The 17548-nt window shown below is 69.6% G+C and carries 15 protein-coding genes and 1 pseudogene; 8 read left to right on the top strand and 8 right to left on the bottom strand.

Annotated elements, in window-relative coordinates:
* Positions 1 to 61 precede the first annotated feature (61 nt).
* Positions 62 to 1111 (bottom strand): thiamine pyrophosphate-dependent dehydrogenase E1 component subunit alpha, encoded by a 1050-nt coding sequence (locus LI336_RS12290; RefSeq protein WP_227133427.1) that lies wholly within the window; start codon positions 1109 to 1111, stop codon positions 62 to 64.
* Positions 1112 to 1331: 220 nt separating this feature from the next.
* Here LI336_RS12290 and LI336_RS12285 point away from each other — a divergent pair, with 220 nt between their 5' ends.
* Positions 1332 to 1658: a DUF7991 family protein gene (locus LI336_RS12285; RefSeq protein ID WP_227133426.1), complete on the top strand. Its 327-nt coding sequence runs from the start codon at positions 1332 to 1334 to the stop codon at positions 1656 to 1658.
* A 218-nt stretch (positions 1659 to 1876) separates the two neighbouring features.
* On the opposite strand, the pseudogene tmk reads toward LI336_RS12285, so the two are convergent.
* Positions 1877 to 2452: pseudogene (tmk, locus tag LI336_RS12280) on the bottom strand (dTMP kinase); the annotation flags it as partial.
* Positions 2453 to 2640: 188 nt separating this feature from the next.
* On the opposite strand from tmk, the gene LI336_RS12275 reads away from it, so the two are divergent.
* The 5 genes from LI336_RS12275 (at position 2641) to cofG (ending at position 8052) form a co-directional block, all read left to right on the top strand.
* Positions 2641 to 3573: a complex I NDUFA9 subunit family protein gene (locus LI336_RS12275; RefSeq protein ID WP_227133425.1), complete on the top strand. Its 933-nt coding sequence runs from the start codon at positions 2641 to 2643 to the stop codon at positions 3571 to 3573.
* 353 nt (positions 3574 to 3926) lie between these two features.
* Positions 3927 to 5096: a tubulin/FtsZ family protein gene (locus LI336_RS12270; protein ID WP_227133424.1), complete on the top strand. Its 1170-nt coding sequence runs from the start codon at positions 3927 to 3929 to the stop codon at positions 5094 to 5096.
* A 25-nt stretch (positions 5097 to 5121) separates the two neighbouring features.
* Positions 5122 to 5898 (top strand): DUF4398 domain-containing protein, encoded by a 777-nt coding sequence (locus LI336_RS12265; protein WP_227133423.1) that lies wholly within the window; start codon positions 5122 to 5124, stop codon positions 5896 to 5898.
* A gap of 17 nt (positions 5899 to 5915) precedes the next feature.
* Positions 5916 to 6554, top strand: a complete 639-nt coding sequence (gene cofC / locus LI336_RS12260) for a 2-phospho-L-lactate guanylyltransferase (RefSeq protein WP_227133422.1) — start codon at positions 5916 to 5918, stop codon at positions 6552 to 6554.
* 349 nt (positions 6555 to 6903) lie between these two features.
* Positions 6904 to 8052 (top strand): 7,8-didemethyl-8-hydroxy-5-deazariboflavin synthase subunit CofG, encoded by a 1149-nt coding sequence (gene cofG, locus LI336_RS12255; RefSeq protein ID WP_227133421.1) that lies wholly within the window; start codon positions 6904 to 6906, stop codon positions 8050 to 8052.
* A 148-nt stretch (positions 8053 to 8200) separates the two neighbouring features.
* Here the strand turns inward: cofG and LI336_RS12250 are convergent, their stop codons facing one another.
* A complete protein-coding gene (locus tag LI336_RS12250) occupies positions 8201 to 8863 on the bottom strand; it encodes a helix-turn-helix domain-containing protein (protein ID WP_227133420.1) in 663 nt (220 codons plus the stop codon).
* Between the two features lie 347 nt (positions 8864 to 9210).
* On the bottom strand, positions 9211 to 11493 hold the full coding sequence (locus LI336_RS12245) for a magnesium transporter (RefSeq protein WP_227133419.1): 2283 nt from the start codon (positions 11491 to 11493) through the stop codon (positions 9211 to 9213).
* A gap of 236 nt (positions 11494 to 11729) precedes the next feature.
* Between LI336_RS12245 and LI336_RS12240 the strand changes: the two genes are divergently transcribed.
* On the top strand, positions 11730 to 11957 hold the full coding sequence (locus LI336_RS12240; RefSeq protein ID WP_227133418.1) for a DprA-like winged helix domain-containing protein: 228 nt from the start codon (positions 11730 to 11732) through the stop codon (positions 11955 to 11957).
* Here the strand turns inward: LI336_RS12240 and LI336_RS12235 are convergent.
* From LI336_RS12235 to LI336_RS20420, 4 genes are all read right to left on the bottom strand, one after another.
* A complete protein-coding gene (locus LI336_RS12235) occupies positions 11944 to 12813 on the bottom strand; it encodes a hypothetical protein (RefSeq protein ID WP_227133417.1) in 870 nt (289 codons plus the stop codon). The genes LI336_RS12240 and LI336_RS12235 overlap by 14 nt on opposite strands.
* Positions 12814 to 12885: 72 nt before the next feature.
* Entirely contained in the window at positions 12886 to 13236 is a 351-nt protein-coding gene (locus tag LI336_RS12230) for a hypothetical protein (protein WP_227133416.1), read from the bottom strand.
* A gap of 52 nt (positions 13237 to 13288) precedes the next feature.
* Positions 13289 to 14683: a 7,8-didemethyl-8-hydroxy-5-deazariboflavin synthase subunit CofH gene (cofH, locus tag LI336_RS12225; RefSeq protein ID WP_227133415.1), complete on the bottom strand. Its 1395-nt coding sequence runs from the start codon at positions 14681 to 14683 to the stop codon at positions 13289 to 13291.
* 93 nt (positions 14684 to 14776) lie between these two features.
* On the bottom strand, positions 14777 to 16300 hold the full coding sequence (locus tag LI336_RS20420) for a TerB family tellurite resistance protein (RefSeq protein WP_227133414.1): 1524 nt from the start codon (positions 16298 to 16300) through the stop codon (positions 14777 to 14779).
* 200 nt (positions 16301 to 16500) lie between these two features.
* Between LI336_RS20420 and LI336_RS12215 the strand changes: the two genes are divergently transcribed.
* Entirely contained in the window at positions 16501 to 17529 is a 1029-nt protein-coding gene (locus tag LI336_RS12215) for a phosphoribosylaminoimidazolesuccinocarboxamide synthase (RefSeq protein WP_227133413.1), read from the top strand.
* Positions 17530 to 17548 lie beyond the last annotated feature (19 nt).

The raw sequence follows: 17548 nt of genomic DNA, 5'->3' as shown, positions 1-17548 counted from the left end.
CTCCTCGCCCAGACCTTGCGACTCGACGCCAGAGAGCGACCCTAGACAGCGCGCAGCGCGCCTAGTGGTCGAGTTCCATCACGTCGTGCTCGGCCGCGAACGACTCCATGAACGCCTGCTGCTCGCGGAGCCCCTCGGGTACCTCGTCGTAGACGTGCTCGAAGACGTCAGCGACGTCCTCGGGCTCCGTGTTCTCCGCGGTCTCGATGGCGTCGTCGAGTTCCTCGTCGGCCTCCTCGTAGATGGTGTCGACGTACTCGTCGGTGAGGACGTCCTGCTCGAAGAGGTACTCCTCGTAGCGCTCGAGCGGGTCCCGGGTCCGCCACTCCGGGAGGTCCTCGGCCTCGTCGCGGTACCGCGACGGGTCGTCGCTCGTCGTGTGTGCGCCCTGTCGGTACGTGAGGCTCTCGACGAGCACGGGTTCGCCGTCGCGCGCCGACTCGAGCGCGCTCTCGGTGAACTCGCGGACGGCGAGCGGGTCGTTCCCGTCGACCTGCCCGCCCATCATCCCGTACGCCTCGCCGCGTTGCGCGATGGAGTCCGCGGCCGTCTGGCGCTCGCGCGGCAGCGAGATCGCCCAGTTGTTGTTCTCGCAGAAGAAGACGACGGGCGCGTCGAACACGCCCGCGAAGTTCAGGCCCTCGTGGAAGTCGCCCTCGGAGGTCGCGCCGTCACCGAAGTAACAGAGCGCGGCCTTGTCGTCCTCGCCGCGGTAGTTCATCGCCATGCCCGCGCCCGCCGCGTGCGGGATCTGGGTCGCGATGGGGACCGCCTGCGGGAAGTTCGGGACGTCGTGGTCGCTCTCGTACTCCGGGAACCCGCGGCGGAAGAGCAGGACGTCGCTCATCGGGACGTCGCGCGCGATCTGCATGCCGTTCGAGCGGTACGTCGGGAACAACCAATCGGACGCCGCCATCGCGTGCGCGGCGCCGACCTGCGACGCCTCCTGGCCCTTGTACGGCGGGTAGCCGCTCATCCACCCGCGGCGCTGGAGCGCCAGCGCGCGCTCGTCGAACCGTCGTGCTCGTACCATGTCCCGATAGAGCGCGCGCGCCTCGTCCGCCGAGAACGGCGTGTCCGCGAGGTCGCGCTCGCCGATGACCCGATGCATGCTCTCGCCTCCCACCGCTCCGGAAAAAGCACTTGCGGTCCGTCCCCGAGAACGCTCCTTCGACCGCGAGTAAGTCCGTCGCGGGGTCACGGGTCGCGACGGATATTTACGTGTGACGTAAACCCCTCGTCGTCGCGGTCGGTCACGCCGACCTCGACGCGACCGCCAGCGGAGACGCGGCGTCGATGGGGGTTAGTTCGTGGAGCCCCCACACTCGGGTATGGTCACGACCGTCGGCCTCGTCGGTATCGGCGTGCTCGTGGTGGTGCACACCGCGCTGGCCGCCCTCGTCACGCGACTGTTCAGGAACCGGCTGGAGACCGGGTGGGGGAGTGCGATCTACGCCGCCGTCGGCGGTGCGTTCGTGCTCTTCGTCTCCACGCTCGTCCTCTCGGGCATCTTCGGTATCGGCGGGAACCTCGGGTCGCGGTACACCGCCGTCCTCGTCGTCATCGCGATGCCACTCATGCTCGGTATCACGTTCGACTACTTCTGGATGCCGTCGCCCGACGAGGTCGAACTCCCCGAATCCCTCGACTCGCGGTGATTCCCGGCGACTCGCGGTGACGCCCAGCCACTCGCGGTGACGCCCAGCCACTCGCAGCGACGGACTGCTGGTCGCGGCGTCGAGTTCCGGCCCCGAGCTCAGGCGTCGGGGTCGCGGACGCCCTCGCCGAGCCCGTCGCCGACGCCCTGGTAGTCCTCGCGTTCGCCCTCGCCCGTATCGAGCGGGTCGTACCCCGCCGCGCGACGCCCGCCGGCCTCGACGACCGCCTCGATGACGTGCTCGACCTCGTCCAGCACCGCTTCCGGGGACTGCGTCGCGTCCACGCGCACGAACCGCTCAGGCATCCACTCCTGGAGTCGGTCGTAGTTCTCGCTGACCGCCGAGAGGTACTGGAACTGCTCGAACTTGTTCGTCGCGCCCGACCGGTCCACGGCCGTCTCCGGGTCCACGTCGAGATAGATCGTGAGGTCGGGCTGGACGGTGAACGGCTGGTGGACGCCCCGCACGTACTCGACAGGGCGGTCGACGACGCCCTCGAGGCTCGCGCCCTGGTACGCGCACCGCGAGTCCACGTAGCGGTCGGAGACGACGAGGTCGCCGTCGGCGAGCGCCGGCCGGACGACGCGCGACAGGTGGTCGGCGTGGTCCGCGACGAACGTGAACAGCTCCGCGAGCGGGTCCGCGTCGTCGTCCTCGATGGACCGGTAGACCGCCTCGCCGTACGGCGAGTCCGTGGGTTCGCGCGTGAAGACCGCGTCCGGGTAGACGTCGTGCAGGGCCTCCCAGACGGTCGTCTTCCCGCTCCCGTCGAGGCCTTCGAGCGTGACGAGCATGCGCCCGAGTAGCGGACGCGCACACGTTACGCTTCCGCTCCCCGCTCGCGACGCGTCCACGCCCCGTTCGCGCTCGACGCCGTCATCCTCGACGCCGGCATCGCCGTGCCCGCCCGCGCTGGTGTGCCCTTCGACCACGGCGTCGCGTTGGGCTAGCGCTTATCTGCCCCCCGCATCATATATCGGATATGAAAGTTATCGTCGCTGGCGGAACCGGATTCGTTGGACGACACGTCTGTCGCGTACTCGCCGACCGCGGGCACGACGTCGTCGCGCTCGCGCGCAACCCGAGCGAGGCCGACCTCCCCGACACCGTCGACACCGCGATGGGGGACGTGACCGCGTACGACTCCTTCGAGAGTCACTTCGAGGGGATGGACGCGGCCGTGAACCTCGTCGCGCTCTCCCCACTGTTCAAGCCGCCACGCGGCCTGAGTCACGACCTCGTGCACACGCAGGGCACCGCGAACGTCGTCGAGGCCTGCGAGAACCACGGCGTCGAGCACCTCGTCCAGCAGAGCGCGCTCGGCGCGGACTCCGAGGGACTGACGTCCTACATCCGGTCGAAGGGCGACGCCGAGCGCATCGTCCGCGAGTCCGACCTCGAATGGACCATCCTCCGGCCGTCCGTCATCTTCGGTGACGGCGGCGAGTTCGTCGGGTTCACCAAGCAGTTGACGACGCCCGTCGTCGCACCGCTACCCGCGGGCGGGACGAACGAGTTCCAGCCGATCTGGATCGAGGACTTCGCGCCGCTCGTCGCGAGCGCCGTCGAGGACGACGCCCACCGCGGCGAGGTCTACGAGATCGGCGGCCCCGAGGTCCTGACGATGCGCGAGGTCACCGAGCTCGCGTGGGCGGCAGAGGGCAAGAACCCGAAGATGGTGACCCTGCCGATGTGGTTCATGAAGACCGGACTCACCGTCGCCGGCCCGGTCCCGTTCTTCCCGTTCGGTCCGGAGCAAGCGAAGGCGCTGAAGATACAGAACACGGTCGCCGAGAACGACGTGACCGCGTTCGGCGTCGACGAGGCCGACCTGCGGACGCTCGCGGACTACCTCGGCGTCACCGACGACGGCGGTGCGGCGACCTCGCGGACGGACTCCGCGAGCGCCGCCTGAGCGCGCACCGACAGGTCGCGGTCGTCGACGCCACGCCGTCCGAGCGCTCGTTCCGCGCTCGGTATCGTCGACTCGCCCTTCCCAAGGGCCGCCTGAAACGTCCGGATTCGAGCCAAGGACGGCTTGAACGGGCGGCGGGGCAGCACCACGGCACCCCGGAACGCGCCCCGACTTAAATAGAACGGGTTCGTGTCACGGAATTTTCTCGATAACGTGTGCCTACATTCCGCTCGAAGCACGCACCGTCGGGCGATTATCGCCTCGAAAGTGATGGCACGTGTATATTTAAACCATCCAAAGCCTTATGTCGTTCATCACTCTCTAATCAAGCCAACGGAGCCCCCCTTCAAACCATGAAACTGGCGATGATCGGATTCGGTCAGGCAGGCGGGAAGATCGTGGACCGTTTCGTCGAGTACGACGAGCGGACCGGGAGCGGCATCGTCCGCGCCGCTATCGCGGTGAACACCGCGAAAGCGGACCTGATGGGCCTCGAGAACATCGAGCAGGAGAACCGGGTACTCATCGGGCAATCCCGCGTCAAAGGACACGGTGTGGGTGCGGACAACGAGCTCGGCGCGGAGATCGCCGAGGAGGACGTCGACGAGGTCCAGGGTGCGATCGACGCCATCCCGACCCACGAGGTCGACGCGTTCCTCGTCGTCGCCGGGATGGGTGGCGGGACCGGCTCGGGTGGAGCCCCGGTCCTCGCCAAACACCTCAAGCGCATCTACACGATACCCGTGTACGGCCTCGGCGTCCTGCCGGGCAGCGACGAGGGCGGCATCTACACGCTGAACGCCGCACGCTCGTTCCAGACGTTCGTGCGCGAGGTCGACAACCTCCTCGTGTTCGACAACGACTCCTGGCGCCAAGCCGGTGAATCAGTCGAAGGCGGTTACGACGACATCAACAAGGAGATCGTCACGCGCTTCGGCGTGCTGTTCGGCGCGGGCGAGGTCGGTGAAGGCGACGAGGTCGCCGAATCCGTCGTCGACTCCTCGGAGATCATCAACACGCTCGCGGGCGGTGGCGTCTCCACCGTCGGGTACGCGAGCGAAGGCGTCGACCTCGACGACAGCGGCGGTCTCCTCTCCCGATTCACGGGGAGCGACGAACAGGTCGACACCGCGCACACGACGAACCGCATCACGAGCCTCGTCCGGAAGGCCGCACTCGGCCGCCTGACGCTGCCGTGCGAGATCGAGGGCGCCGAGCGCGCACTCCTCGTCATGTCCGGCCCGCCGAAGCACCTGAACCGGAAAGGCATAGAGCGCGGGCGGAAGTGGCTCGAGGAGCAGACCGGGTCGATGGAGGTGCGCGGCGGCGACTTCCCCGTGAAGGAGCCCCAGGTCGCGGCCTGTATCCTGCTGTCGGGCGTGAACGACGTGCCCCGCATCAAGGAACTCCAGCAGGTCGCGATCGAAGCGCAGGACAACATCGAGTCGATCCGGGAGGAGAGCGAAGATAATTTGGAGGAGTTGGTGGAAGATGACGAAGATGAACTCGACCCGTTATTCTAGGCTGTTCGCCTGTTGTCTGGTCGCGATGCTCGCGCTTTCGGCCGTCGCCACGCCGGTGATGGCGGTGAGCGTCGACTCCGAGGACGTCCCGAGCGAGGCGGAGGTTGGGACGCAGTACGAGGCGTCGGTGACGCTCACCGACCTGTACTCGGAGAACAACAACTGGCAACTGAACGTGTCCACCGAACTCACCGGAGACCCGCTCTGGACCGTCGAGTACGTCGGCGTCGACGGGGACGTGACGGACGAGGTGACGCGAACCGGGCAGAACGTCACCGTGAGCGAACGGAACGTCGAGTCGCCGATCAGTGAAGTTCGCGTGACCGTCGAGGGCACGGTGCCCGAGGTCGGCAACTGGTCGTACGATCCCCAGCCGTCGTTCCTGGCGATGGAACTCGCGCAGGTGCCGGTGACGAGCGACGGCTCGACTGGCGCGCCGTCGACCATCGAAACGTGGACGGCCGCACACTACACGGCTGATTCCAAGGAAGCGCGGGACGCGATCACGTCCGCCGAGGACGCCATCGCGAGCGCGGACGAAGCGGACGGTGACGTCGGTGCTGCCGAGAACTCGCTCGAGGACGCGAAGCGGTTCTACTCGAACGAGGACTTCGAGGCGGCCGTGACGAATGCCGAGGAGGCCGAACAGCAGGCGAACGATGCCGAGCAGGCGGCGCAGTCCAGCCAGCAGACCCAGCAGTTACTCATCTACGCGGGCGTCGGTGTCGTCGTCCTCCTCCTCATCGGCGGGGGCGTGTACTGGTACCGGCAGAACCAGCAGGACACCAGTCGCCTGGGCTGACGCCCGGGGGTTCTCTCGTGGAGGTCGTCGTTCCGTTCTCGCCGACGAACCCGAAGACGCGGCTCGCTGACGTACTCACGACCGCCGAGCGCCGCGAGTTCGCTGGCGTCATGCTCGAGGACGTTCTCGATGCGTTGTCGCGGACGCGGGGCGTGCCCACGCCGTCGGTGCTGTCGACGGCGTCGCTCGCGGACGACGTCGACGTCGACGTCGACGTGACCGTCGACGAACGTGCGTTGACGTCGGCAGTGAACGACGTGCTGGCGTCGCGCACGGAGCCGGTGGCGGTCGTGATGGCGGACCTGGCGTTGGCGACGCCGACCGCGCTCCGAGGCTTGTTCGCGAGCGACGCGGACGTGGTGCTGGCACCGGGGCGGCGCGTCGGGACGAACGCGCTCGTCGCTCGCCACCCGGCGTTCCGCGTGGACTACCACGGCGCGTCGTTCGTCGATCACCGCGAGGCGGCGGCGCAGGTCGGTGCGACGCTGTCGGTCGTGGACTCGCATCGGCTCGCGACGGACGTGGACGAACCCGGTGACCTCGCGGAGGTGCTCGCCCACGGCGCGGGTGCGAGCGCGGACTGGCTCCGCGACCACGGGTTCGCACTCGCGGAGCGCGCCGACGGGTCGGTGCACGCGGTTCGACACGACGAGTGAGTCGACCGCGGAGTCGCCGCCCGAGTCGACGCTCGCGACGACACTCGACTCGCGACGGTGAACGAACACGGAGACGGCTGTCGATTCAGGCATACCCTTGAAGTGGGTCTTCGAGAGAGAGTGGAGTGCGCGGAACGGTCGCGCATCGTCACCTTCCCTGCACGACGACCGCTCCACCGACCCGCTATCCCAAGGGGTGGGGTTCGGGCGGTCGTCGGCCTATCGACTGCTAGCCACGGCGTCGGGACAGTCTCGTTCGAGGGCCACGGCGGCGACGGTCGAGTGACGGCGCCGGCAGGCGTCGCCGCGGTGAGTCATCCTTTTGGCCGCGGGTCCCGGAGGACGCGGTATGCTTCCGGGCGCCGACGAGTACGACGTCGACGTCGCCGTCAGCGAGCGCGACGTCGACGCGGCGCTGTCGGTGACGCCCGCGGACGTCGAGCCCGCCGACGAGTTGACGTTCGCGCGGAACGTCTTCCTGCCGTTGACGACGGCGTGCCGGTACACGTGCACGTACTGCACGTTCTTCGACCCGCCCGGCGAAGCGACGCTGATGGACGACGACGACGTCGACGCCGTCCTCGAACGCGGCCGCGCCGCCGGCTGTACGGAGGCGTTGTTCACGTTCGGCGACGACCCCGACGACCGCTACACCGAGATCCACCGCCAGCTCGACGACTGGGGGTACGACGACGTCCACGAGTACCTCGCCGCGGTCTGCGAGCACACGCTCGAATCGGGCGTGCTCCCGCACTCGAACCCCGGCGACCAGACCAAGGCGGAGATGGCGGCGGTCGCGCCGTACAACGCGAGCATGGGCGTGATGCTGGAGACGACCGCGGACGTCGACGCACACGCCGGCCCACGGCAGAAGTCGCCCGCACAGCGCGTCCGAACCATCGACACCGCGGGCGAGTTACGGGTGCCGTTCACGACCGGCATCCTCGTCGGCGTCGGCGAGGGCTGGCGAGCTCGCGCGGAGAGCCTCCTCGTCATCCGCGACCTCCACGAACGCCACGGCCACGTCCAGGAGGTCATCGTCCAACCCGTCGTCGAGAACGACCGCTGGAACGGCGGCACGCCCGACGTCGACACGATGCGTCGCGTCACCGCGATGGCGCGCTGGGTCCTCCCCGACGAGGTCTCCGTCCAGGTCCCCCCGAACCTCGCACCCGTCCGCGACCTCCTCGAGTGCGGCATCGACGACCTCGGCGGCGTCTCCCCCGTCACCGACGACCACATCAACCCCGAGTACGCCTGGCCCGCACTCCGCGAACTCGAAGCCATCGCACGCGACGCCGACGTCCCCCTCAGAGAACGCCTCCCCGTCCACGAACGCTACCTCCCCACCGAGTTCCGCCACGACGACTTCGACGGCACCCCAGCCCCCGGCGACGACTGGCTCGACGACCCCGTCCTCGACGCCCTCCACGACGACGGCCCCGCCAGCGAACGCTACCGACGCGTCTACCACGGCGACCCCATCGTCACGCCCTGACGAGCGCGCTCGACGCGAACCGGCAGCCTCGCGGCCGCCGGACGCTCGCTCAGTCGAAAATACCGGAACCGGCAGCCTCGCGGCCGCCGGATGCTCGATCAGTCAGCGGCCCCAAGAACCGGCGGCCGCCAGGCCGCCGGATGCTTGGTCAGTCGGTGAGGAACTGCGAGAACACACGTTCTTCGGCCTTCCGGAGGTGCTCGCCGACGGTCCCGGGCGAACACCCGAGCGCGTCCGCGACGTCCTCCTGGGTCGCCTCGCGCGGATTCTGGTAGTACCCGAGTTCGACCGCGGTGGCGACGACGTCCTCCTGGCGGTCCGTGAGACAGTCGAACGCGTCGCGCCGACACGGCGTGTACTCGCCGGTCTCCAGGACGTCGAACGGAACGTCGAAGTCCGGGACCTCCCCGAACGTCTCCGCGAACGCCGCGTCAGTCCCGAGGTACGTCACCTCGAACGCGCCCGACTCCCGGACGACGATCGGGTGGTCCATGACGACGCACGTCTGGCGGCGCGCCCGCAGCATCGCCGCCGCCCGCGGGTTCGTGTCGTGATGGAGGTACGCGAGCGCCCCACCGTCCTCGGGATTCTGAACGGCGACGTCGTGGACGCTCGAGCACTCGCGGAGCGCGGTCTCCGCCGCAGCGACGTCCCCGCGGACCGAGACGAGCGCGGCGACGGTACCATCGTCGTGGAGTTCCACGCGATGGATGTACTCGCGCGTAACGCCATCCGTGTCAGCGAGCACCTGCCCCCACGCCTGGAACGCCTCCCCGGACGCCGGATAGTACACCGCAGTGACGTACCGCATACCCACCTTGCTCCGCCGGCCGGGAACTAAACTCCATCGCACCAGGTACTTAAGATACCCTCGTATCCGGCGCAACAGCGTTACGCTGCCCGGGCGACTACGAGAAGGCGTCGGGAACACCTCTGACGAACGGCCGCGAGCAGCCCACTCGCGTCCACCATCGCCTGTCATCTCCCGACCCCCCGCTACGCGAACGCCCCCCTGCCCAGGGGGCGTCGTGGCCCTTCTTTCGATCACACCGAGTGCTCGCCGCACGAACGACCAGCGGACGCGAGACCACCGGTGACGACGAGGCCCTCGACGTCGACCGACAGCGCTCGCACCGTTCACCGAGAACGCTCGCGGCCTCAGACGACCGCGGGCGCGACGGTCGCGGAGTCGTTCGTCGCCGGCAGGTAGAGGTCGTCGTCCTCGAGGAGGACGCCGTCGGGCGTGACGACGCGTACCGAAGACGGGTCGACGAGGCGACGACCGACGGCGTCCGCGCGCTCGGTCGCGACCCGGAGTTCGTCGTCGACGACGTAGAGGTACCGCGTCGTCTCGGGGTCGAGCGCGCTGTCGAGCGTCGTCTCGTACCTGTCGCCCGCGATCGTCACGACGACCGTCGTCCCCGCGGGGACCGCGTGCTCGCCGTACGCCGTGAGCGCGACGCGCGACCGGTCGTCGACGTCCGTGCTCGCGGCGACGTCGCGACGAGCGTTCGCCGGCACGTCCTCGACCCAGGACGGTCGCAACGGCGCACCCTCACTGGTGCTCACGAGCTCGAACGAGGCCGAGCCACCCCAGACGTCGCCGTCCTCGGCGTCGACGTACGTCGCGTTCGCGCGGAACGCGTGGATGCGACCGGTTTCGTCGACCACGACGCGCGCGTCGAAGGACTGCACGTCCACGCCGTCGTACGGCGGGTCGGCGCTATCGGCGGTGAGCGTCACGAACGTCCGGCCGTCGCGCTCGGTGACGTTCACGACCTCGAACTCCCCGGCCGCCAGCGCGCGCGACGTGGACACCGGCACGGCGAGCGACGACGCCGGGTGGATGGTCGTCCGCGGCCGGTACAGCGTCTCGTTACCGTCGACGCGCGTCAACCGATGCCGGCCGCGCTTCCAGGCGGTGACGACGCGCCCGTCGTCGTGGACCGTGCGCTCGAGGACGCGCGTCCGGTTCGTCGACGCGACCACGACGACGCGCTCGCTGGACCGACTCGTCGTCGTCCCGTTCTCGCTGAACACGTCCGTCTCGGTCCCGCGGACCTTGAACCCGGTCGCGGTCACGGCCGCGGTGTGGTTGTCGACGAGGCGGTCGGCGTACACGACGCCGTCGCTCGTCACCCCGGGCGCGTACTGCGTCGCGTTCTCGGTCACCTCGTCGTCGGGGCCGTCGTCGCCGCCGACCGAGACCGAACTGTAGCTCGACGACAGCGAGACCAGGGAGACGCCGCCGGCACTGACGGACACGTCGATCTCGTTCGCGAAGTTCGGCGGGTCGTCGAACGCCGACGCGTTCGCGCGAACGACGAGGTCCCCGTCGACGCGCGCGAACGCGACCGTCTCGCCCGCCGCGATGGCGCGGTCGACGGTCGTCGCGTACGTCGTCCCGTTGCTCGTGATGGAGACGTTCGTCCCCGGCGGGAGCGCGTCCGGCCCGTCGTTCGTCACGGTGAACGTGCCGTGGTTCTCCACGTACCCCGTCCCGTTCGGGTTCGGGTAGTGCTCGCGGCGGACGTCCACCTCGACGCTTACGTTCCGGCGGGCGGCGGTCGGGACCGCCGACAGCCAGTCCGGGCGCGTCGGCGAGGCGTCGAGGGACTCGACGGTCCACTCGTAGCTCCGCGTCAGGCGCGTGGTGTTCGCGGCCACGCGGTACGACGCGAGGAGACCGCGCTCGTCGACGACGAGCGTCGCGTCGTACGTCCCGTTCGTCCGCGCGGCGGAGGCGTTCGGGTGCGCGCTGACCGTCTTCGATGCGGTGAGCGTGTAGACGTCGCGGCCGTCGCGCTCGGTGACGTTCGCGACCGAGAAGTTCAGCGCGTCGAGACGGTTCGCCAGTTGCGCGACGCCCGTGTACTGCGTCGTCGTGTACGGCCCGCCCGCGTTCCGGTACTGGGTCTCGTTGCGGACGTCGAGCCGCATCACGGCGGTCGATTCGTTCGCGAACAGTTCGTATCCCGCGCTCTGGTTCCCGAGCGTCCGCGTCATCGATACCCGAAGTCGGTCGCCGCCGGGGCCGGCGACGACGGCGGCGGTCGCGTTCGTCGCCGGTCCGGGCCCGTACGCGACCTGGGAAACGAGCGTCGCCCGGTAGCCGTCGGCGTAGAGGACGCGCTCGTGTGCGGCGAGGAGCGCGCTCGCGTTCGCGAGCGCTCCCGAGGCGTTCCCGGCGAGCGTCACGCCGGGTGGCGCCTCGTCGCCCGGGTTCGCCGCCGTCGCGTTCGCGTCGGCGGCGTCGCCGTCGGTCGAGCCGTCGTCGGCGTCGTCGCCGCCGCTTCCGGTCGTCGTCGATGCGTCAGTCGTGGGCGTCCCGGTCGCCACCGTCGTCGACCCGTCGGTCGGGGCCGGTTGCGTGCTCGGCGCGGTACAGCCCGCGAGCACGACGAGGGCGACGACGAGGACGGGGACCAACCGTCGCGTCATCGACTCCGACTCCGTCCTATCGAGAGAAAAGTAATTCGGTTACTTAGAGAGGTCCTGTAGTCTCCCGGTCGGTCACGCAGCCACGTCGGAGACGCCGAGTCGAGCACGCGCTCGCGTTCGCGACGAGCGCGTCGACCGCGAGCGTCCCGACCGCTCCGAACGACCATAGAGCGTTGCCTACCGGTACGTATCCCTCCTAGAGACGTTCATGTGTCACGTCGCCCAAGACGTGACCGATGCACGCGGACGACCCACCGGAGACGACCGTCCTGACCGCGCTCGACGCGAACCCGACCCTGCACGTGAGCGAACTCGCCGAACGCGTCGGCGGCGACCCACGGCTCGTCGACCAGGTCTGTCACGAACTCGAGGTCGACGGCTGCGTGCGCTCGCGCACCGCCGGCCTCTACAGCATCACCGCGAAGGGCGAACGCCGCCTCCGCACCCTCATCACCACCCGCTGACCGCCTCCATCCCTACCGTCCGGGTCGCGTCGACGGTCGCGTTCCGGCGCGTCCGCTCGGTCGCGTTCGCGACCCAGTCCGGGCGCGTCGGCGTGACGTCGAGCGATTCGAGCGTCCACTCGTGGGTCACGTCCCGCCCGGTCGCGTTCTGTCGGACGTGGTACGCGGAGACGACGCCGCGTTCGTCGACGACGACGCGCGCGGTGTACGTCCCGTTCGTGGTGGTGTTCGCGGCGGCGTGCGACGCGGTGAGCGTGAACACGCGTCTCCCGTCCTCGGTCGTGACGTTCGCGACGGAGAAGTTCAGGTCCTCGAGCACGCCCTCGAGCGTCGACGCGCCCGTGAGCTCCCGTTCCTCGGGGTCGTCGCGGAGCGTCTGGATCCGGCTGCTGCCGTTGGTCGTCGTGCGGACGAGCGTGGTGGACTCGTTCTGCCAGATCTCGTACGCGACGGTGCCGTTACCGCGATGGACGACCGATTCGGTGCGGACGAGCGTCGCGTCCGGACCGGCGGCGACCATCGCGGTCGCGTTCCGCATCGGCCCGGGCCCGTACGCCGTCCGCGAGTCCACGGTCGCCCGGAAGCCGTCCGCGAGCAGGACGCGCTCGTGGGCATCGAGGAGTGCGCTGGCGTTCACGACGACGCCAGCGGCCTTCGCGTCCGTCGAAACGCCCGGCGGCGTCGGCCCGCGTTCGAGTGGACCGGTCGCGTTCGCGTCGTCAGTCGTGGTGTCGATACCGTCTGCCGTCGTTCCGTTCCCGGTCGCCTCGGTGTCGCTGGCGGGCGTGCTCGGCGCGGTACAGCCCGCGAGCACGACGAGGGCGACGACGAGGACGGGGACCAACCGTCGCGTCATCGCTCGGACGTTCGACCCGTCGACACAAAGCCCGTTCGATGCTATCAGCGAACGGATACCTCGCGTGCGGAGCTACCGCGGCCGCACGACGTAGTGGCCGTCGCCCTCGTCGACGAGCACGCTCGGCTCGCGCATGCTGACGACGTACCCCGTCGGATTCCCCGTGGTCTCGCAGGCCGCGCGGACGCTCCCGAGCTCCCCGAGCAACTGCGCCGACGGCGGCTTCTGGGCCGCGCCGCAGTCGTATATCGTCACGAGCTGGCTCGCGCCGCTGGCGGTGGCGTCCGCGTCGGGGTCCTCGCGCTCGTAGACGACGATGTGAGCGTGCCGGGGGAGGAGGGACCGGTCGCCGTCGCTCTCGTCGGCGTCGTCGGTCGGCGCGGGCGCGAGGTGATTCACGCGAGGACCGAGGAGGTCGAGCACGAAAGCCGCCACGGTTCACCCCACCGGGAGACAGCACGGCGAGTGGGCGCGGTCAGTCGTCCGCGGCGACGCTCTCGCCGTCGGCGTCCCGGCGCGCGAGCATCGGCGTGCCGTCCGCGCGCGGCCCGAGCAGCGGCCCGTGCGGGCCCTCGCCCTCGATGGGGCGACGCTGTCGGTAGTCCGTCGACCGCTCGACGGGACGGCGGCCGATGGAGCGGATCATCTCGACGTAGTCGTCGAAGCTCCGGAACTCGCCGTACTCGCCGCCCGCGCGCTTCGTTATCTCCTCGCTCAGGATGGTGCCCATGAAGTCGTCCGCGCCGCAGTGCAGGTACTTGAGGCCGCGTTCGTCGCCGTACTTCACCCACGACGACTGGACGTGGTCGACGTTGTCGAGGTAGAGCCGCGACACCGCGATCATGAGCGCGTCTTCGGCAGGGGACGCGCCGCCGTCGACGACGCCGTGCTCGAACAGCGGCGTCTGCTGGTGGACGAACGAGAGCGGGACGAACTCCGTGATTGCGCCGTCGACGCGGTCCTGGAGCGCGCGGACCTCGTCGAGGTGGACGACGCGATGCGCTTCGTTCTCGACGTGCCCGTACATGATGGTCGCGGTGAGGTCGAGGCCGACGTTCCCGGCAGCCTCCATCGCCGCGAGCCACTCGCCGGTATCTATCTTCCCGGGACAGATGACGTCCCGGACCTCGTCGACGAGGATCTCGGCTGCGGTCCCCGGCACCGAATCCAGGCCGGCGTCCGCGAGCCGACCGTAGACGTCCTCGTACGTCCAGTCCGTGCCGCGTCGCGCGTGATAGCCCTCCTCGGGCGTCATCGAGTGCAGGTGGACGTCGCCGACGCTCATCGCGTCCATCTGCTCGACGTACGTCCCCGGATCCGTCGCGTACCGCTCGGGGGGCTTGTAGTTCGTCTCCCGCCAGTCGCTCGCCCGCAGTATCTCGTGGTGCTCGTCGTCGAGCGCGAACGCCGGATGCAGCCCCGACACCGACGTCACCTCGTAGATACCCATGTCGAGCGCGTCCGCGACGACCGCACGGGACTCCGCGGGCGTCTTCGTGAACCCGTCCGTCTCGCCCTCGTAGTCGTCCTCGAACGTGTGCGCGGTGTCCTTGAAGTTACAGAACAGGCACCCGGTGTTGCACGCGGTCGTGACGTTGTTGTTCAGGTTCGCGACGAACGTCACGTCCTCGCCGACGACGTCGCGACGCCGTTCGTCCGCGGCCTGCAGGACGCGCTCCTTGCGCTCGTGGTCGATGCCGTCGACGTCGGTCCCGGTCGTGATGAGTTCGATGCCGTCCGCGACGTCGAGTCGCTCGCCGGAGCGTGCTTTCGCCAGCGCGTTCTCGAAGCCCTGGTCTGTCTCGGGGACGACGTCGAACTCGAAGTCGCCGTCGTCGGGGACGGCCTCGGGGTCGAGCGCGCTGGTCATCGACTCGAACCAGGCGAGTAGACGGCAAAAGCGTGATGGAACCGGCCCCCGTCGGACGCCCCACGACCGCGAGCGCTCCGGGCTCGAGCGCGCTCAGAGTGCCGCGGACGGGTCGGGCGCGGTTTCCGTCGAGACGCCCGAGCCGATGGCGTTCTGGACGGCGCCGTCGTCGAGTTCGAGCTCGTCAGCCATCGTCGCCAGGAGCTGGGCCTCCGCGTCGTCGACGTCGCCGTCGGCGACCGCGACCTGCGCCGCGAACCGCAGCGCGAGCTGGCGGCCGTCGCGCGTGAGCGTCTCCGCGAGGCCGTCGGCGACCTTCGCAGCGTTCGTCGTCGCGTTCGCGTACTCCGTCACGCGCCCCTCGATCGCGTTCCGGTCGGCGTCCGGGAACAACTCGAGGGCGTTGTCGCGGATGGCGGCAGCTTCGCTCGGGTCCGCGTGCCCGTCCGCGACCATCACGGCGACGCCGAGCCGGAGGAGGCCGCGCTGGAGGAGTTCGTGCTGGCCGTAGTCGCTCGCGTCGAACTCGCTCGCGTCCGCGAGGTACCGGAAGTCGACGCCGGACTCCGCGAGCGTCCGCGCGAGCTTCGTCGTCGGCCCGCGGTTCACCGCGCCACGGCCGAGGTTCCAGAGGACCGTGAACGGGTTCGCGAACAGCGACGCGATGCTCCACCATCCCAGGAGGAGGTTCTTCCCGGCGAGCCCCCAGAGCCGCGAGCGATTGCACTGATGACAGCCCATGACGGTCCGGGAACTCCACCGGTACGCGAGCAGCATCCCGACGACGCCGTACCCGGTCGCCGCCTCCTCGATGGGGCGGTCGCCGCACTCGGGGCACGGGATGTCGACCGCGACGGCGTCGTCGGGAACGTCCGTGACGGTCGTCCCGGTCGCGTCCCCGGTGGCGCCGTCGGCGGGTCCGACGATGCCGGCGAGCGACGCGTCGCAGTTCCCGCAGTACGGCGCGCCCGGGTCGACGCGCTGCCCGCAGTTCGGGCAGACCGCGTCCTCCACGCCGCCCTCGGGAACGAGGTCGAACCAGTTCCGCACGCGGAGCGGGAGCAGCGGCGGGACGCTGTCGCCGATCTCCGCGGACCACGGCTGGATCATGAGTCCGACGAGCGCGCTCACGGCGACCGCGGCGGCGAGACCGTTCGTGATCGTCGTCTCGCCCCCGCCACCGCCGTCCTGTGCGGTGAGGAGGACGACGACGAGGACGCCGCCGAGGACGCTCGTCGCGATCGGGAGCGTGCCGCGCGGGAACTTCCAGGCGAGCGCGCCGACCGCGAGCCCGAGAGCGACCGCGGCGCCGGCACCGACGAGCGTCGCTGCGCCACCGCCCGCGACCGCACCGAGCAGCGCGCCGGCCGCACCCGCGGAGACGCCCCACCCGAGACGGTCGTCGACGTGCGCCACGCCTGCGAACGCGGCCGCGAGCCCGACGCCCGCGGCGAGCGCGATCGGTTTCCCGACGCCCACGCCGACGCCCACGCCGAGCGCGTAGCCCGCGATCGCCGCGCCGATGCGCGCGTCCCGCATCGTCAGCCAGTACCCGAACACGAGCAGTGGCAGGACGAGGTAGAAGCTCCCACCGACGAGCGTGTCGACGAGCGTCACCGTCCCCACCCAGCCACCTGTAATGCTGTGATTACGTGCATCGTTGGACCGACCCACGAATGTATGGAAAATTAATCCTTCGGGCGCCCGGTTCGGTCCCAGGTCGACCCCCTGGCTCGCGACGCGCAGTCATGAAAGTTGATTACCCCGCGAATCCGCGTTCGAGACATGACCGTCGCCGCAACCGGAGGGTGCGAGTCGTGACCTCGGTGAAGGACTTCCGCGTCGAACAACCCGCGAGCGAGGACGACCTCGGCCGTGGCGCGTTCGTGTTCACCGACGACTACTCCGTGTTCGACTGGGGGAAGATGCCCGACCGCATCCCCGACAAGGGCGCCTCGCTGTGCTCGATGGGCGCGTTCAACTTCGAACTGCTGGAGGACGCCGGAATCTCCACGCACTACCGCGGCGTCGTCGACGACGGCGACGTCGTCGCGCTACAGGACGCCACCAGTCCGCCCTGGGAGATGGCGATCGACCTGACGCAAGTACCGGACCTCCCCGTGGACGGCCGGGACTACGACTACGACGCGTACCACGCCGACGCCGGCGAGAACTACCTCGTGCCCCTCGAGATCGTGTTCCGGAACGAGGTTCCCGTCGGCTCCAGTCTCCGCTCGCGGACCGACCCCGAGGACCACGGCCTCGCGTACGACGCGTGGCCCGACGAAGCCGTCGACCTCGCCGAACCCGTCGTCGAGTTCTCCACGAAGTACGAGCGCTCGGACCGCTATCTCTCCCGCGAGGAGGCGGACGCCATCGCGGGCGTCGCGAGCGTCGACGACCTCGAGCGCGTCGCGCGCGACGTGAACGACGTCGTCACCGAGCAAGCGGCGTCGCAGGGCCTCACGCACGAGGACGGGAAGATAGAGTGCCTCTACTACCAGGGCGAGATCCGCGTCGCGGACGTCGTCGGGACGTTCGACGAGAACCGGTTCAGTTACGAGGGCACCCAGCTCTCCAAGGAGGTCATCCGCCAGTACCACAAGCGCACGCAACCGGACTGGGTGCGTGCCGTCGCGGACGCGAAGGCGGCGGCGAAGGAACGCGACGAGGCGGACTGGAAGGCGTTGTGCGACGTCGACCCCCAGCCGCTCGACGACGAGGTCGTCGAGATCGCTCGGGACATGTACGCAGCCGGCACGAACGCCTACACCGGCCTCGAACTGTTCGATGCACCCCCGCTCTCGTCTGCGGTCGGGAAGGTCCGCCGACTCGACAACCAGTAGGACAGCGACGTAGCGCACC

The organism is Halorubellus salinus (assembly GCF_020567525.1).
GTDB classification, from domain to species: domain Archaea; phylum Halobacteriota; class Halobacteria; order Halobacteriales; family Natrialbaceae; genus Halorubellus; species Halorubellus salinus.
This window is presented reverse-complemented; position numbering and strand designations above follow the sequence as displayed.

What these genes read in the sequence shown, in the direction of transcription:
- LI336_RS12290 (WP_227133427.1), bottom strand. Translation starts at nt 1,111, where the DNA reads ATGCATCGGGTCATCGGCGAGCGCGACCTCGCGGACACGCCGTTCTCG.
- LI336_RS12285 (WP_227133426.1), top strand. Translation starts at nt 1,332, where the DNA reads ATGGTCACGACCGTCGGCCTCGTCGGTATCGGCGTGCTCGTGGTGGTG.
- LI336_RS12275 (WP_227133425.1), top strand. Translation starts at nt 2,641, where the DNA reads ATGAAAGTTATCGTCGCTGGCGGAACCGGATTCGTTGGACGACACGTC.
- LI336_RS12270 (WP_227133424.1), top strand. Translation starts at nt 3,927, where the DNA reads ATGAAACTGGCGATGATCGGATTCGGTCAGGCAGGCGGGAAGATCGTG.
- LI336_RS12265 (WP_227133423.1), top strand. Translation starts at nt 5,122, where the DNA reads ATGCTCGCGCTTTCGGCCGTCGCCACGCCGGTGATGGCGGTGAGCGTC.
- cofG (WP_227133421.1), top strand. Translation starts at nt 6,904, where the DNA reads ATGCTTCCGGGCGCCGACGAGTACGACGTCGACGTCGCCGTCAGCGAG.
- LI336_RS12250 (WP_227133420.1), bottom strand. Translation starts at nt 8,863, where the DNA reads ATGCGGTACGTCACTGCGGTGTACTATCCGGCGTCCGGGGAGGCGTTC.
- LI336_RS12245 (WP_227133419.1), bottom strand. Translation starts at nt 11,493, where the DNA reads ATGACGCGACGGTTGGTCCCCGTCCTCGTCGTCGCCCTCGTCGTGCTC.
- LI336_RS12240 (WP_227133418.1), top strand. Translation starts at nt 11,730, where the DNA reads ATGCACGCGGACGACCCACCGGAGACGACCGTCCTGACCGCGCTCGAC.
- LI336_RS12235 (WP_227133417.1), bottom strand. Translation starts at nt 12,813, where the DNA reads ATGACGCGACGGTTGGTCCCCGTCCTCGTCGTCGCCCTCGTCGTGCTC.
- cofH (WP_227133415.1), bottom strand. Translation starts at nt 14,683, where the DNA reads ATGACCAGCGCGCTCGACCCCGAGGCCGTCCCCGACGACGGCGACTTC.